This is a genomic window from Stenotrophomonas sp. 107298_Sma, from assembly GCF_056480345.1.
In genome coordinates this window covers 1648358-1662423 of sequence record NZ_CM151094.1, presented here as the reverse complement: position 1 = coordinate 1662423, position 14066 = coordinate 1648358, and the positions used below count along the sequence as shown (strand labels likewise).

Genomic DNA, 14066 nt, shown 5'->3' with positions numbered 1-14066 from the left:
GGAACGATGGTTGGGACTATGACATGAACAGGCACAACAGTTAAGCACGTCCCCGCAGGTCACTGCTCCGGTGCAATCCAGCCGTCGTGCGGCAGGTGGGCTACAATCGGCGCCGCGCTGCAGGCCCGGATGGCGAAACTGGTAGACGCATCGGACTTAAAATCCGCCGGGGGCAACCCCATGCCGGTTCGATTCCGGCTCCGGGCACCACACGCGCACAGCGCAGCACGCCGTCAGATCGCCCGCGAATAACGCGGCTGCTCATGCGCCGCACGCAGGTACGGATCGAAGCACATCGCCAGCAGCCGCAGCAGCGGTCGTCCCGGTTCACTGGCGCGTACCACACCCTCACGGTATTCGGCCAGACCGTCGTCCTGCAGACGTTGCACCGAACGCAGGTCTTCGGCGAAGTACTGCTCGAAGTCGACACCATGGCGCTGGCCCAGCACGGCACCATCCACCTCGCCCTGGCACATCAGCTGCTGGATCAGTTCCGCGCGCAGCTGGTCGTCGTTACTCAGTGCCACGCCACGCCAGACTGGCAGTTGGCCGTGGTCCACCGCATCCTCCCAGGACGGCAGGTCACGCGGATTCTGGCTGTAGGTCGCGCCGATGTGGCTGATCGCACTCACGCCCAGGCCGAGCAGATCGGTATCGGCGTGGGTGGTGTAGCCCATGAAGTTGCGATGCAGCTGGCCGGCACGCTGCGCACGCGACAGGTCCTCTTCCGGCAACGCGAAGTGATCCATGCCGATGTACTGGTAACCGGCGGCCGACAGCCTCTCCACCGCCAGCCCCAGCAGCGCCAGCTTGTCTTCCGGCGACGGCAACCGGTTTTCGTCGATCTGCTTCTGCGCGCGGAAAAGATGCGGCAGGTGCGCATATCCGTAGACCGCCAAGCGGTCCGGGCGCAGCGCCAGCACCAGTTCCAGTGTGCGCCCGAAGCCCTCCAGACTCTGCCCCGGCAGGCCATAGATCAGGTCGACGTTGACCGAGCGCATGCCGCTGTCGCGGCAGGCGCGCAGGATGTCCAGCGTCTGCTGCACGCCCTGCACGCGGTTGATCGATTCCTGCACCTGCGGGTCGAAATCCTGCACGCCCAGGCTTGCGCGGTTGAACCCCAGCCGGGCCAGCATCGCTACGTCTCGGGTATCGATGAAGCGCGGATCGAGTTCGATGGAGAAATCGCGGTGTGATGAATCGCTGAAGTCGAAACGTCGGCGCAACCCTTCGATCAGTGTGGTCATCGCCTCGGCATCGAGGAAATTCGGCGTGCCGCCACCCAGGTGCAGCTGGATGACTTCGCGACCATCCTCGAACTGCGGCGCCAGCAGGTCGGCCTCGGCCAGCACGCGCGAGACGTAGCTGTGGCCACGGCCGCGATCGCGGCTGATCACCCGGTTGCAGCCGCAGTAGAAGCAAGGGCTGGAACAGAACGGCACGTGCACGTACAGCGACAGCGCGCGGGCCAGTTGGTTGCTGTCGGCAATTGCCTGGCGCAACGCCGGCGCGTCGAAGCCATCATGGAAATGCGGCGCGGTCGGATACGAGGTGTAGCGCGGCCCCGGACGGTCGTGCCGACGCAGCAGGTCGGGGTCGAAGTTCCAGGCCAGGCCGCCAGCGGCGGGAGAGAACGTGTCCATGGCGCCAGCATCGCGCCGGGCGGCCTGCGCCGCCTTGACCCAGATCAATCCTTGGCGGGGATCCCCAGCACCGGCAGGCCGACCTGAGGCCAGCGCAGCATCTGGTAGCGCTTCCAGAAAGTGTCACCGATGCGTGCGGCCACATCGTTGGCCAGTTCCTGCATCGGCGGGTTATTGCATTCGGCAGTGGTGATCCGGAACAGCACCAGCCAGCGGTCGAACAGATCCTTGTCCAGTTCAATGGCCATGTGCTTGGACATCGGCGAGCCTTTGAAGCGGCGCGTGCCGCGAAGCATCGCCGACCAGAAGTCGACCAGCTGCGCAAGATGCTCCGGCCAATCGTGGACGTGCGCGCCGAACACCGGCCCCAGCCGTTCTTCCTCGCGCACGCGGGCATAGAAGTCGTGGACCAGGCGGGTCACTTCCTGCTCGGTACACAGCTCCGGCGAGGCGACGGGAAGGACTGGCGGAGGTATTGCGGTCATCGGGGCACCCAAAGCTTGCCGGCAGTGTGCCGCAGCCGGCCATCACCACCGTTGATCCAGATCAATGTCGGCGCAGTCCGCTGCACCTAGGCTGGCACGCTTGCAGGAAGCATGCCCTGCGGATGCTGCGCCAGCCGGCGGAGTATACGCGCCGCCCACTTTTCGAACCGGGACAGCATGAACAGACCTTCTCCCAGCCGCCGCCAGCGGCTGATCCAGCATTGGGGCGCCATCCTCTGGCCCAGCTTCATTGCCGCCGGCGTGGCCAGCGTGGTGTTCTTCGCCTTCGTCGATCCATTGCGCCTGCAGGCGATCAGCTTTCCGGACACGGCGATCAGCCGCGAGCTGGGCTACAGCGCTGGCTTCTTCATGTTCTGGGCAGTGACAGCACTGTCCAGTGCAGTCACCTGGTACCTGCAACGACCGATGCCGAGCGACGACGACGACGAGCTGCCGCTGGGATGAGCACGACCTGCACCACAACACCCAGACCGTGGCACTGGCGCGGCCCGCTCAGCGCCGCCCTGCTGGTGCTGTTCTATGCGCTGCCGTGGCTGCGCTGGGATGGCCGCCAAGCCCTGCTGCTGGACATCAACACTCGACGCTTCGACCTGTTCGGCTGGACGCTGTGGCCTGGCGACGCCGGCGTATTGATCGGACTATTGTCGGCGCTGGCGGTGGGCTTTGCGCTGCTCACCCATCTCGCCGGGCGCATCTGGTGCGGCCACGCCTGTCCGCAGACGCTGTGGCGCCGTGCCTTCGACTGGATCGCACGCGCCGTGGCCCGCGTGCTGCCAGCATCAATGGCGCGCCCCGCCACGCAGGTGGCCTGGGGACTGTTGTCGCTATGGACCGGGATCACCTTCGTCGGCCTGTTCAGCCCCATGGCCGAACTGGTGGCCGCTGCGCCCCACGCCGACTGGAGCCGTTGGGAAACCTTTTGGGTGCTGTTCTATGCGGCCGCTACCTGGGGCAATGCCGGCTTCCTGCGCGAGCAGGTCTGCCGCTCGCTGTGCCCGTTCGCACGCATGCAGCCGCTGCTGACCGATCCACACACGCCGCGCATGCTGTACGACGCGCGTCGGGGTGAACCACGCGGGCCGCGTCCATCCGGCCTGGGCGGCGTTCTCGGCCGCGGTCGTGGCCTGCTCGATCCAACAACTGCGCAGGACTACGTGTTCCGTGCTGCGCATCCGTTGCTGGCCGGGCCCATGCCCGTCTTCAGTGCCGACCGCCTGGGCGACTGCACCAACTGCGCTGCCTGTGTCAGCGCCTGTCCGATGCAACTGGACATACGCCACGGGCCGCAGGCCGATTGCCTGGCCTGCGGCGCCTGCCTGGAAGCCTGCGCACAGCAACAGCACCAGGCCGGCTTCGGTCCGGGGCTGGTGCGTTACTGCAGTCCACAGGCGATGGTCGGCCAACCGCGGCGCTGGTGGCGACCGCGGACCCTGGGCCTGATTTCAATGCTGCTGGCGCTGCTTGCCTGCGGCGCTTGGCGCCTGCTCTGAATCAACGCGGCCCGCTGGCGTTAGGCGGGACCAGCTGTGCACGTCGGACGATGCCCAGCTGCTCGATGATCAGCGCCATTTCATTGGTGACTTCGGTACGCTCGGTCCCCTGCGGGACCAGGCGGTCCAGCACCTGCTGGTAGGTATCCCAGAACGCCGGACCGCATCCGTGTTTGTGATAGCTGGCTTCCAGTTCGCGGCGTACCCGTTCAGCCAAGCCATGCATGCCGTATTCCATACGACCTCCGTTGGACTTGTTCTGCATTGTTGACGGTCTACCGACTCACTTGCGTGCTACTGAAAGACTCCCGGGCTTCACGCCCAGTTGATGCCAATGAGTCATAGATTTCACGACAGGTCAATTACATGCAGCGACATTCGTGATCGAAATTATTAATCGTTCACGAAACTGCATACGGGCCCACGGGGTCGCCGGATGGTCCGAAGCCGACACGCGACCTGTCTTGACCGCCCCGCCCGCCAGTAGACGTCACTGATCGGCAATCCCGAATTGATCGAATTTGCCTATGTTGCTAAGCATACTTAACAAAAAGTGCTTAGAGTGCTAGATGCGACAGAATGCGGCGCAGATCAGATGGATTTACCTTCCGCCGCCCCAGTTACGGGGAACAGATTCGGATAGCGCTGGTGCAGGATGTATTGCCTCAACGCCGGAATTGGAAAGTCCCTGGGCCATTGCGACACTGCGGATCGGCTTATGCCGAAGAAGCGCGCCAGTTCGGCATCGGTCCGGAAGCCCAACCGGTTACGCACCTGTCTCTTGCTCCAGAATTCGGTCATGGCCGGTCCTTCTGTTAACCAGCCTTATTCTTGCGGCAAGGATTCTTCGCATTCCACGCGTTAAGCTGGCTTGCATAGATGAATACTCTCGGCCAACGACTCGCCACCGCCATGAAGAAAGCCGGGCTTCCACGCCCGGCCGACCTGGCCCGCGCCGCGCACTCGACGACGGCAACCATCAGCAACTGGCTCAACGACCATGTCAGCCCCTCGCATGTGAAGGCCGAACAGCTGTTCCGCATCGCCGATGCGGCCAAGCTGGACGCGCGTGAACTGCTGTACGGCATCAGCGGGCTCGGCGTCGGTGAGCCCGGCAATGCCTACATCCCCAGCCAGGCCCACCTGGACGTCTGGCAGGACGCCTACGAACTGGTCAGTCACCTGGTTGCCGAGAACGGGCTGGAGATCGATCACCGCCGTCACGCGGCGCTGGACCTGCTCGCGTTCGAGCTGTTGATGGACGGCTTCAGCCGCAGCAAGGTCGCCCGCGTGCTGATGACCTCGATGACGTGAGCGCACCGCCGCTGGTAGCATGGGCGGCGATGGGGATGGGGCTCCCCCGATAACCGCCTGAGAAGGCTGATGGCTCCTGCCAGGACGAACCCGGCGTTCGTCGACGGCAGGTCGTGCCTGCCCTCGCCGTTCGCCGTCGAACCAGCGAATCCGCACGCGAGGCACGCCATGCAAGCTCTGAACAATTACTTCCTGGTCTTCATTGGCGGCGGTCTCGGCGCCTGCCTGCGGCATGCCTGCAACCTGATCGGCGCGCGGGTGGCGGTCGGCAGCCCCTGGCCGTGGTCGACCTTCCTCATCAACATCAGCGGCGCACTGCTGATGGGCGTGGTCGTCGAGGTCTTCGCGATGCGCAATGGCGCCTCGCCGCAGCTTCGCCTCCTGCTGGCCACCGGCATCCTCGGCGGCTACACCACGTTTTCCACCTACGCGCTGGAAATCGGCCTGCTGCTGCAGCGCGGCCAGCACGGGCTGGCGGCGTTGTATGCCGGCGGCTCGGTGGCACTGGGCCTGGCCGGCCTGTTCGGCGGGATGAAGCTGGCCCGGCTGGTGCTGGGCTGAGGCTCAGGCCGCAGTGGCACGGGCCTGCCCGCGCCACTGCCGTGGCGACTGCCCGGTGTGCGCCTTGAAGGCGCGCGACAACGCCGCTTCGCTGCCATAGCCCACGTCGTCGGCAATCCGCTTCAGCGGCCTACCCTGGCGTAGTGCCTGCTGCGCCAGGCCCACCCGCCAGCCCTGCAGGTACTGGCCCGGAGTGGTTCCCATGGCCTCGCGGAAGCTGGCCGCGAACACACTGCGCGACATGCCGGCGACATCGGCCAGATCTTCCAGCGTCCACGCCTGTGCCGGTGATTCGTGTATGGCCACCAGCGCCAGCCGCAGTCGCGGATGACCGAGCCCGGCAAACAGGCCACCGCGCATCTCGCCACCTTCCATCAGCTGGCGCAGCACCTGGATCATCACCACCTCGAACAAGCGGTTGACCATGGCCGCACGGCCACAACGCTGCTCGAAGGCCTCTTCGAACAGCAGTTCCAGCGCCGCGTGGCCGCCATACAGATCCGCCAGCGGCAGGCAGATGAAATCCGGCAGTGCCGCGCTGATCGGATTGAGCCGGCCCCCTTCGAAATACAGGTTGGCGCAGGCCATGTCGGCGCCGAGCTGCGGGTCGGTGCTGAAGCGGTGCGGCATCGGTCGCGGATACAACAACAGGCTGGGCACCTCGACCTGCACGGCCTGCTGGCCGTGCCTGACCTGCACCGGCCCGCGCCGCACCAGGTGCAGCTGGCCGGCCTCATCTTCACTCTCCAGGGTGTTGATACCGCACAGCGCACCCGCATGGAACACCGAGGCGGTGACCGAGAAGCGCTCAAGCAGAATGGCGAGACGGTCGACCATAACGAGACTCCGGATCAAGCGGAAATGGTTCAATACGTCAGATCGTATCGGAATCGCCACTGTGATGGACGATTGAACGCTGTCCGCCCCGGACTCTCACCCATCCTGCAAATGGCGGATCGCCACGAAGCCCTCCGCCGCCGCAGGCGCCACGAAGTGGCGGGTGATCTGCTCGAACGCTTCATCGCTGGCCTGGAACGGGTGCTCACCGCGTGCGTTGCGGGCACGCAGCCGCGCCTTGCAGATGGGGTCGGGAACATCGAGAAAATGGAGCTGATGGGCAACGCCGGCCGACGCGAACAGTTCGCGGCCCCGTGCACGGGTGCCGGGTCCACGGCTGCCAGGCAATCCCCTGCGGCAGTGCAGCGCGCGCAGGATTTCGCCGGGTTCTATGCTCGGCGCGATTCCCGGATGGAATGACCGTGATGCGTCCCTTGCTTCGATGCACCCTCGCCCTCGGCCTGCTGCTGTCTTCGACACCATTGCTGGCCGCACTACCCACTGCACCGCGCACCCTGAGCGGAGAGCTGCAGAGGGCACCGTGGCGGCTGGATGTGCCAGCGAACTGGAATGGCGACCTGGTGATGCTGGCCCACGGCTATGAGCCGGCAGGCATGCCACGCACTACGCCGATGACCGCCAATGACAGCACCGCACCATTGCTGGCCGCTGGCTACGCCGTCGCACAGAGTGCCTATGCCAGCCAGGGCTGGGCAGTGTCCGATGCGATCAGCGATATGGAACGGCTGCGCCAGCACGTGCTGGCTGAACTCGGGCACGTGCGCCAGACATGGATGCTGGGATTCTCGATGGGTGGCGCCGTGACGATCGGCAGCCTCGAGCGCTTCCCGCAGCATTACGCGGGTGGGGTCTCGTTGTGCGGCGCCAATCTCAGTGGTGAACGGATCGCGGCCGACCTGCTGACCACGCTGGTCGCGTTCGACTATTTCTTCCCAAAGGCCGAAGGCCTGCCAAGGACCGGCCTTGTATCGCGCGAAACCGCCACACTGCCGCAGGGCGAGTTGTACCAGGGTATCGCCAACGCGCTGCAGCGCGCACCGTCACATGCGGCGTTGCTGGCGCGGCGGCTGCAGGTCTCCACTGAAGACCTGGCCGGCACGATCAGCCTGCACGCACTGGTCCTGCATGAGCTGGCCACCCGCAGCGGCGGAATGCCGACCGGCAATGTCGGCATTGTCTACAGCGGCTTCGGTGATGACGCCGCATTCAATGCCGGCGTGCAGCGCATCGATGCCGTGCCTTCCGCACAGGCCCATGCGCGCGGAAATCCTGCACTGACCGGTGCGTTGAAGCGACCGCTGGTGATCCAGTTCAACCACAACGACCCGACCATCGTGCCGCACATGCAGGCGGTGTATCCGCAACTGGCCGCACAGGCTGGTGCCCATCCGCTGCCGCAGGTGCTGCCGGCCGTGGGCGAAGGGCATTGTGGCTTCTCTGAAGCGCAGGTGGTCGAAGCATTGAAGGCGGTGCAGCGCTGAGGCCGGCGCATGCCGCAGCGCATCAGGACCGTGCCGGTCGGGCTGCTATGGTAGCCCGGCCCATTGAAGGGCAGACAAAGGACTGACGTGATGATCAAGACGACCTTGAAGACCGTGATGCTCCTTGGCATGGCCGTGACCGGCCTGGCCTTCGCCGCCGGAACCTGCGAGTTCTGCACGCTGAAGTACGAGCAGTGCCTGCGCACTTCGCACGGACCGTTGGGCAAGACCGCGGAGCAGTGCCTGGCCGAGTACAGGATGTGCCGTGAAATGGACTGCCCGTCTCCCTGATTGGCGTCCAGCCGGCTCCTGCGGGAGCCGGCTCAGCCCACAGCGATACCGATCACTTACGTTGCAGGAACTGGTGGGTTTCCCAATCTCGACTGACCGCGCACCTGTCCGGCATGCACGAAGGCGAGTGGCTGGGCTTCGACACCTCGATGTCGTTCGGCCACAAGGGCCTGGGCCTGACCCGCACGGCGCTGCATGATGCGCGCGACCCGATCGGGGCGTCGTCAACCGCCCAGCGTTCCCATGGTGAAGGTGTAACCGGAAGTCATCAGGAACTCGCGCATGCGCATCTCCGCGCGCCGCGGTGAGGCCAGGTTTGCCGGGGCGTACAGGGCATAGACCAGGCCCGATCCTTCGATATGCTCGCGGCGGACCTCGCAGCGGGCGGTTTCCGAGGCAATCACCCATCCGTCTTTCAGCCGATCCGGCCCGATGGATTGCCCGTTCTTCAAACGGAAGGTCAACCAGCGCACATCTGCCATGATTTTGCTCATTTCCGATTCGCTCCGTGCCCGAAGCGATCCGAGGTGTCCTTGCTCGCCATTGCAGCTCCCTAAGACGTGGAACTCGACCATAACGCCTTTCCATGTCGCAGGTGGCTGAGACTGACCCCGCGGCTCAGGTCGCCAGGGTGAACAGTCGCCACAATGCCTCGCGCCCCGGCGGAGTCAGGCGTAGTTCGCGCCGGCCCTCGACGCGTCGGAGCCAGTCGTTGCTCACGAAGCTGTCCAGCATCGCCTCGCCGACCAGGCCCGCCAGATGTGGACGCCGCTCGGTGCAGTCCAGGCACCCCCGGCAGTAGCGCGCGGGCTTGGCCGTGACCGGCTGCCGAAGTACATCGGCCAGTGGCTGGCCCAGTCCTCGCAGGAAGTCAGCGCCGTGCTCACTCACCCGCCAATGTCCCTCACCCGGCAGCACATGACCCGCCCTCAGCAGATGCTCGGTGATGGCCACCGCGTGCACGCCGGCCAGGTGTCGATAGCAGGAACGTGCCTGGCGCAGCGCCGGCAGGGTGCGCGATGCTGCAGCCGTGCACGAGGGCGTACGATCGGCCACGCGCAGGATGCCTTCGAGCATGTCGGCCACCTCGCTTGAGGCCAGCCGATGGTAGCGATGGCGCCCTTGCGCGACGGCAACGAGAAGGTCGCCCTCGACCAGCCTGCGCAGGTGCGAGCTTGCCGTCTGCGGCGTCACCCCTGCCACGCGCGCCAGTTCCATCGCGGTGTAGGCACGCCCATCCATCAATTGCAGCAGCATGGCGGCGCGCGCTTGGTCACCGACCAGGGCACCAACGCTGACAAGGGAACCGGAGGTGTGGACCATGGCCGCATTGTGGCACGCCCCCGTATACCGATAGTTCGATGCAGGCCGAAGCGTCGGCGGCCACTGCCACGTCAAAGTTGCCGCCCCAACACCGTGAGACCTGTCGTGAAGAATGCTTCGATCCATCGTCGCTGCATCACCCCTTCGGTCCTGTATCCAGGCACACCGGTGCTGTTGATGACCACGCTGAACGACGACGGCAGCAGCAACATCAGCCCGCTTTCTTCGTTCTGGGCACTGGGCAATCGCGTGGTGCTGGGCCTCGGCGTGCAGGGCCAGGGCTACCGCAATCTGCAGCTGCGCAACGAGTGCGTGCTGAATTTTCCTTCGTCCGCGCAGGCCGCGCAGGTCGAGGCCATTGCAAGGGCGACCGGCTGTGACCCGGTGCCGGCCGCCAAGCAGGCGATGGGCTACGTGCACGTGCGCGACAAGTTCGCCTTGGGCAGGTTCAGTGAAGTCGCATCGACGCAGGTCGCGCCGATGGCGATTGCCGAGTGCCCATTGCAGGTAGAAGTCAGCGTAATGGCAATGCACCCGTCTGGCGGGGACGATGGCCAGGGCTTTGTGATCGTCGAAGGTCGTATCCGCTGCGTGCATGCCCACGAGGACATCACCGTGGCCGGCACCCAGCACATCGACGTGGCGCGCTGGAAGCCGTTGATCTATCTGTTCCGTCACTACCTGGGCGTGAGCGAAGTGATCGGGCGCAACTTCCGCGCGGAGACGCCGATGCGCGATCCCGCCTAGCGACCAGGACGGTTTCATCCTGTAGGTCGAGCACGCGCGTGATCCATAGCCTCGCCCCCAATGCGGCAACCATGCTGCCACGATTCGAGCCGGCACTTGAGCTGGGCGTTCGCGCTGGATGCCTTGCCGCAGCCGCTGACGCAGGCCACGATTCAGGCGTTGGCCCGGCGGTAGCTGTGATCAACCTTGAACATTCACGGGCAATCCGTCCGCCAAAGAAAAAGCCCTGACCAGAGTCAGGGCTTTTCAATATGGAGGCCTCAAGCGGAATCGAACCGCTGTAAACGGATTTGCAATCCGGTGCATAGCCACTCTGCCATGAGGCCAACGTACTGCGCGTCAGGAACTGAGCCCTGACATGACAAAACCCCGTGATGGGGCCTGTCCGAACATGGAGCGGGAAACGAGACTCGAACTCGCGACCTCAACCTTGGCAAGGTTGCGCTCTACCAACTGAGCTATTCCCGCGTAAGCCGCTATGGTACCGGAAACCCGGAACACACACCAGCGATTTCACATTTCTGACTGCGCGCAAAGCCTTGTGGCCCAACGGGCCCCGCCTTGCCGTGGCGGGAGAAAAACAAGGCCCCTGACGGGGCCCTGTAGAATCTGGAGCGGGAAACGAGACTCGAACTCGCGACCTCAACCTTGGCAAGGTTGCGCTCTACCAACTGAGCTATTCCCGCAGATTCTCCGACCTGCGTCGAAGGAGCGCTATTGTGTCCAAATTCCTTCACGCCGTCAACAGTATTCACACCCTGCGGTCACAGGCGTCCGCACTGGAGTACGCTGCCCCGCCCAGCCCCGTTCGCCCATGTTCCTTCGCGGCAAGCCTCTGTTGATCGCCCTGGCGCTGCATCTGCTGGTAGCGCTGCTGTACTGGGCTCTGATTCCCCTGGGAATGAACTGGTATCGCGACCATTTCGGCTTCACCTCCCACCGCGACATCGGTCTTGGCATCGCCCAGTTCTATCTGTTCTATATGTTCCTCGGCGCCCAGCCGCTGACCGCGGTACTGCGGCCACTCTTCGCCAAGCTGCTGGTGCTGGCGATTCCCTTGGCGTTCGCGACCTGGACGCTGATGCACCACCATCCGCTGCGCCTGGTGTACTTCACCGTTGGACCTGGCCTGCTGGCACTGGCCGCGATCTTCGCCACCCTGCACTTTGCAGCGCGCGGCACAGCACTTCCCGCACCGGACGCCCCCCATGCCTGAGCGCTACATCCGCCTGTTCTGGCTACTGGTCGCCATGACCTGGCTGGCGCTGATCGCCGCACTGGTCAATGCTGGCTTCACGCCGGACTACTGGCTGCTGCGCCACTTGGAAGGCGGCACACTGCCCTACCCGACCAGCACCGTGATCGTGTTCGCGCTGCTGAGCACCGTCGAGCTGGTGGTTGCCGCACTGATCGTGCAGCCCTGGAAACTGGGGCGGCTGTGGTTGCGCCTGCTGATCGCCTTCGTGCTGCTGCTGGCCTGGTCGGTACCATGGCTGCTGTCGGCGATGCACCAACCACCGGTGCAGGGCATGCACCTGCTGTGGTTGCTGCTGCTGGACGTTGGGCTCCTGCTGGCGCTGTGCGTGGTGTCGCTGGTCAGCGTCCTGGGACGCATTTCCGGCAGGAAGAAGACCCCGACTGCGGTTCCTTAAGGCGCTGGATCCGAGGCCTTCACCGCTTCATTTTCGGATCTCTTGCATGGATTGCGGCAGGCCGATGCAGGAAGGTTGAGGATCCGCCAGCGACGAGCGCCTGAATCGTGCCCCTGTCCATCGCATTCCGTGCCGCCCCTGCCATCTGGCCGTTCGTATCACTCATCTGGCTACTGCTGGTTGCTGCACTCATCCATGCCGGCTTCAAGCCAGACTACTGGAAGCTGCGTCACATCGAGTCCGGGACGCTGCCCTATCCCATCGGCTCGGTCATCACGTTCGCGCTGATCATCCTCGTGGAAATGACAGTGCTGGGCCTGGCTGTGCAGCCATGGCGGTTCCGCCGCCTGTGGCTGCGGATCCTGATCAGCCTCATTCCATGGCTGGGGTGGAACGTCCTATGGGGCTTGGCTGCCATGCATCAATCACCCGTGCGCGACGTCCATTCGAACTGGCTGCTCGGCATGAGCGCCATCCTGCTGCTGGCACTGCTCGTGGTTGTTCCGGCCTCACTCTGGCCTCGCCTGCGACGCTGGCTCGGGAACTAAGGCCCGCGCCTACTTCCGGAACTCCACCCGCACATGCTGGCCGAAGCGCGCCTTGGCGTTGCCATCAAACTCCAGCACGCACTCCACTACCTTGGCCACGCCACGCCCGGCGTCTTCCGGCAGACGCGCCTGCGCGAACACCGGACTGATGCGCACCACGCGTGCGGGTGGCAGTGAGCCGGTGTTCTCTGCGCCATCACTGTCCGGCACAACGATGGCATGCATCCCCACCTGCACGGCATCGGCGTAGGCCGCACTGAGTTCGGCACGCACCTGCAGCGGGCGTGCCGGCAGCAGCGAGATCGCCGGCTTGCCACCCTGCACGAATGCGCCGAGTCCCGGCACCTGGCCGACCACGGTGCCAGCCTCCGGTGCGCTCAGCGACATCTGCTGCAGTTTCAGTTTCGCGTGCTCCAGCTTGTGCTGGGCCATGTCAACTTGCGCACCGGCCACGTCGACATCGGCGCGCACACCGACCAGTTGCTGCCTGGCTGCATCGGCCTGCTGGTTGGACGACACGCCTTCGCTGGCGCCGGTGGACAGGCGAGTCGCATTGCGCTCCAGTTCGCGCAGCTGCGCCTGGCTGCCCTTCAGACGGTCATTGGCCAAGGCGAGATCAGCTGTGGCCATCGCTACTTCCTGCTGCAGCAGCGCGCCATCCAGCGACAGCAGCAGCTGTCCCTTCTTCACCATGGCGCCCTCCTTCACCGGCGCGGCAGTGATCGAGCCGTCCACCGGCGGTGCCAGCGCGATCAAACCGCCTTCGACGTCGATGATGCCGCGCGCAACCGCGACCTTGCCGGCAGCAGCAGTGCTGGCTTTGCCGGCGGATGCTGGGGCAGGCGCCTCCTTGGAACAGGCGCCGAGCAGCAATGCTGCGGACAGGGCCAGGCTGAGGGGGAGCAGGTACGGCGTCTTGATCATGGGGCGGACTCTACAGTTTCGTTCTGGCGGCGATCGTCACGGACCATGCCGTCTTCCATGGCGATCACCCGATCGGCATGCCGGATCAGGCGCGGATCGTGGCTCACGCACAGCACGGTGGCGCCGTGCGCACGTGCGTAGCGATGCAGGATGTCGATCACGCGCTGGCCGTTCTCGGCGTCCAGCGCGCTGGTGGGTTCGTCGGCGAAGATCAGCGTCGGCGACTTGGCGAAGGCACGGGCAACGGCCACACGCTGCTTCTCGCCGCCGGACAGCTGCGCCGGACGCATGTCGCTGCGATGGCTGAGGCCCACTTCTTCCAGTGCCTTGCGCGCCAGCGGTTCGCTTTCGCGATTGCTCATGCCTCGATAGCCCAGCGGCAGCTGCACCTGTTCCAGTGCGGTCAGCGCCGGAAACAGATTGAAACCCTGGAACACGAAGCCGACATGGTGCAGGCGGAATCGCTCCACTTCACTGCGCGTCATGTGGCCCACGTCCTGGCCGAGTGCGTGCACGCGGCCGCCATCGGGCGCAGACAACCCAGACAGCAACGACAGCAGCGTGCTCTTGCCGCAACCAGACGGACCGGACACGAGGGTCAGCTCACCGGGGTAGATGTCCAGCGAGAGGCCGCGCAGCACCGGCACCTGCACATCCCCGGACATGAAACCCTTTTCCAATGCATCGGCCTGCAGGGTCGGGGCGACGGCGCGTGTAGAAGTCATCGG

19 protein-coding genes, 4 tRNA genes, 1 pseudogene and 1 riboswitch are annotated in these 14066 nt (G+C 65.0%); of the genes and pseudogenes, 11 read left to right on the top strand and 13 right to left on the bottom strand.

Annotated features, from left to right (window positions below; all coding sequences use genetic code 11):
* Positions 1-123: 123 nt before the first annotated feature.
* Positions 124-210 (top strand) — tRNA-Leu (locus ACZK2G_RS07825).
* A 23-nt stretch (positions 211-233) separates the two neighbouring features.
* Here the strand turns inward: ACZK2G_RS07825 and hemN are convergent.
* A complete protein-coding gene (gene hemN, locus ACZK2G_RS07820; RefSeq protein WP_478475127.1) occupies positions 234-1643 on the bottom strand; it encodes an oxygen-independent coproporphyrinogen III oxidase in 1410 nt (469 codons plus the stop codon).
* A 44-nt stretch (positions 1644-1687) separates the two neighbouring features.
* Entirely contained in the window at positions 1688-2128 is a 441-nt protein-coding gene (locus tag ACZK2G_RS07815) for a group III truncated hemoglobin (protein WP_046984923.1), read from the bottom strand.
* Between the two features lie 177 nt (positions 2129-2305).
* Between ACZK2G_RS07815 and ACZK2G_RS07810 the strand changes: the two genes are divergently transcribed.
* Both ACZK2G_RS07810 and ACZK2G_RS07805 read left to right on the top strand, forming a co-directional pair.
* Entirely contained in the window at positions 2306-2593 is a 288-nt protein-coding gene (locus ACZK2G_RS07810) for a hypothetical protein (RefSeq protein WP_046984922.1), read from the top strand.
* Positions 2590-3639, top strand: coding sequence for a 4Fe-4S dicluster domain-containing protein (locus ACZK2G_RS07805; protein ID WP_478475125.1), 1050 nt, complete (start codon positions 2590-2592; stop codon positions 3637-3639). Before ACZK2G_RS07810 ends, ACZK2G_RS07805 begins: the two co-directional genes overlap by 4 nt.
* Before the next feature lies 1 nt (position 3640).
* On the opposite strand, the gene ACZK2G_RS07800 is transcribed toward ACZK2G_RS07805, so the two are convergent.
* Positions 3641-3877, bottom strand: coding sequence for a hypothetical protein (locus ACZK2G_RS07800; RefSeq protein WP_012510634.1), 237 nt, complete (start codon positions 3875-3877; stop codon positions 3641-3643).
* A gap of 353 nt (positions 3878-4230) precedes the next feature.
* A complete protein-coding gene (locus tag ACZK2G_RS07795; protein WP_478475122.1) occupies positions 4231-4440 on the bottom strand; it encodes a helix-turn-helix domain-containing protein in 210 nt (69 codons plus the stop codon).
* Positions 4441-4551: 111 nt separating this feature from the next.
* On the opposite strand from ACZK2G_RS07795, the gene ACZK2G_RS07790 reads away from it, so the two are divergent.
* Positions 4552-4953, top strand: coding sequence for a transcriptional regulator (locus ACZK2G_RS07790; RefSeq protein ID WP_478475566.1), 402 nt, complete (start codon positions 4552-4554; stop codon positions 4951-4953).
* 22 nt (positions 4954-4975) lie between these two features.
* Positions 4976-5039: riboswitch (Fluoride riboswitch) on the top strand.
* Between the two features lie 82 nt (positions 5040-5121).
* Positions 5122-5514: a fluoride efflux transporter CrcB gene (gene crcB / locus ACZK2G_RS07785; RefSeq protein WP_012510632.1), complete on the top strand. Its 393-nt coding sequence runs from the start codon at positions 5122-5124 to the stop codon at positions 5512-5514.
* Positions 5515-5517: 3 nt separating this feature from the next.
* On the opposite strand, the gene ACZK2G_RS07780 is transcribed toward crcB, so the two are convergent.
* Both ACZK2G_RS07780 and ACZK2G_RS07775 read right to left on the bottom strand, forming a co-directional pair.
* On the bottom strand, positions 5518-6351 hold the full coding sequence (locus ACZK2G_RS07780; RefSeq protein ID WP_478475120.1) for an AraC family transcriptional regulator: 834 nt from the start codon (positions 6349-6351) through the stop codon (positions 5518-5520).
* Between the two features lie 96 nt (positions 6352-6447).
* Positions 6448-6681 (bottom strand): annotated as a pseudogene (locus ACZK2G_RS07775) (P-loop nucleotide/nucleoside kinase family protein); the annotation flags it as partial.
* Positions 6682-6776: 95 nt separating this feature from the next.
* Between ACZK2G_RS07775 and ACZK2G_RS07770 the strand changes: the two are divergent.
* Together ACZK2G_RS07770 and ACZK2G_RS07765 are read left to right on the top strand one after the other, a co-directional pair.
* Positions 6777-7853, top strand: coding sequence for an alpha/beta hydrolase family protein (locus ACZK2G_RS07770; RefSeq protein WP_295378058.1), 1077 nt, complete (start codon positions 6777-6779; stop codon positions 7851-7853).
* Positions 7854-7943: 90 nt separating this feature from the next.
* Positions 7944-8144, top strand: coding sequence for a hypothetical protein (locus tag ACZK2G_RS07765; RefSeq protein WP_046984916.1), 201 nt, complete (start codon positions 7944-7946; stop codon positions 8142-8144).
* 224 nt (positions 8145-8368) lie between these two features.
* On the opposite strand, the gene ACZK2G_RS07760 is transcribed toward ACZK2G_RS07765, so the two are convergent.
* A complete protein-coding gene (locus ACZK2G_RS07760; protein ID WP_046984915.1) occupies positions 8369-8638 on the bottom strand; it encodes a hypothetical protein in 270 nt (89 codons plus the stop codon).
* Positions 8639-8762: 124 nt separating this feature from the next.
* Positions 8763-9467 (bottom strand): ArsR/SmtB family transcription factor, encoded by a 705-nt coding sequence (locus tag ACZK2G_RS07755; protein WP_136638757.1) that lies wholly within the window; start codon positions 9465-9467, stop codon positions 8763-8765.
* A 105-nt stretch (positions 9468-9572) separates the two neighbouring features.
* Here ACZK2G_RS07755 and ACZK2G_RS07750 point away from each other — a divergent pair, with 105 nt between their 5' ends.
* Positions 9573-10214 (top strand): flavin reductase family protein, encoded by a 642-nt coding sequence (locus ACZK2G_RS07750; protein ID WP_136638758.1) that lies wholly within the window; start codon positions 9573-9575, stop codon positions 10212-10214.
* Positions 10215-10466: 252 nt separating this feature from the next.
* Here ACZK2G_RS07750 and ACZK2G_RS07745 read toward each other — a convergent pair.
* The 3 genes from ACZK2G_RS07745 to ACZK2G_RS07735 all read right to left on the bottom strand — a co-directional run bounded on the left by ACZK2G_RS07745 (position 10467) and on the right by ACZK2G_RS07735 (position 10900).
* A tRNA-Cys gene (locus tag ACZK2G_RS07745) sits at positions 10467-10540 on the bottom strand.
* A 66-nt stretch (positions 10541-10606) separates the two neighbouring features.
* A tRNA-Gly gene (locus tag ACZK2G_RS07740) sits at positions 10607-10682 on the bottom strand.
* A 142-nt stretch (positions 10683-10824) separates the two neighbouring features.
* A tRNA-Gly gene (locus ACZK2G_RS07735) sits at positions 10825-10900 on the bottom strand.
* A gap of 128 nt (positions 10901-11028) precedes the next feature.
* Here ACZK2G_RS07735 and ACZK2G_RS07730 point away from each other — a divergent pair.
* The 3 genes from ACZK2G_RS07730 to ACZK2G_RS07720 all read left to right on the top strand — a co-directional run bounded on the left by ACZK2G_RS07730 (position 11029) and on the right by ACZK2G_RS07720 (position 12414).
* Positions 11029-11430: a hypothetical protein gene (locus ACZK2G_RS07730; RefSeq protein WP_046984912.1), complete on the top strand. Its 402-nt coding sequence runs from the start codon at positions 11029-11031 to the stop codon at positions 11428-11430.
* Entirely contained in the window at positions 11423-11866 is a 444-nt protein-coding gene (locus ACZK2G_RS07725; protein WP_046984911.1) for a hypothetical protein, read from the top strand. Before ACZK2G_RS07730 ends, ACZK2G_RS07725 begins: the two co-directional genes overlap by 8 nt.
* A gap of 107 nt (positions 11867-11973) precedes the next feature.
* Positions 11974-12414, top strand: a complete 441-nt coding sequence (locus tag ACZK2G_RS07720; protein WP_248298461.1) for a hypothetical protein — start codon at positions 11974-11976, stop codon at positions 12412-12414.
* A 9-nt stretch (positions 12415-12423) separates the two neighbouring features.
* Here ACZK2G_RS07720 and ACZK2G_RS07715 read toward each other — a convergent pair whose 3' ends face one another.
* The gene (locus ACZK2G_RS07715; protein ID WP_428709136.1) at positions 12424-13338 is read right to left on the bottom strand and encodes an HlyD family secretion protein; all 915 of its coding nucleotides are present in this window, start codon (positions 13336-13338) and stop codon (positions 12424-12426) included.
* Entirely contained in the window at positions 13335-14063 is a 729-nt protein-coding gene (locus ACZK2G_RS07710; RefSeq protein ID WP_478475116.1) for an ABC transporter ATP-binding protein, read from the bottom strand. The genes ACZK2G_RS07715 and ACZK2G_RS07710 overlap by 4 nt, the downstream gene beginning before the upstream one ends.
* Positions 14064-14066 lie beyond the last annotated feature (3 nt).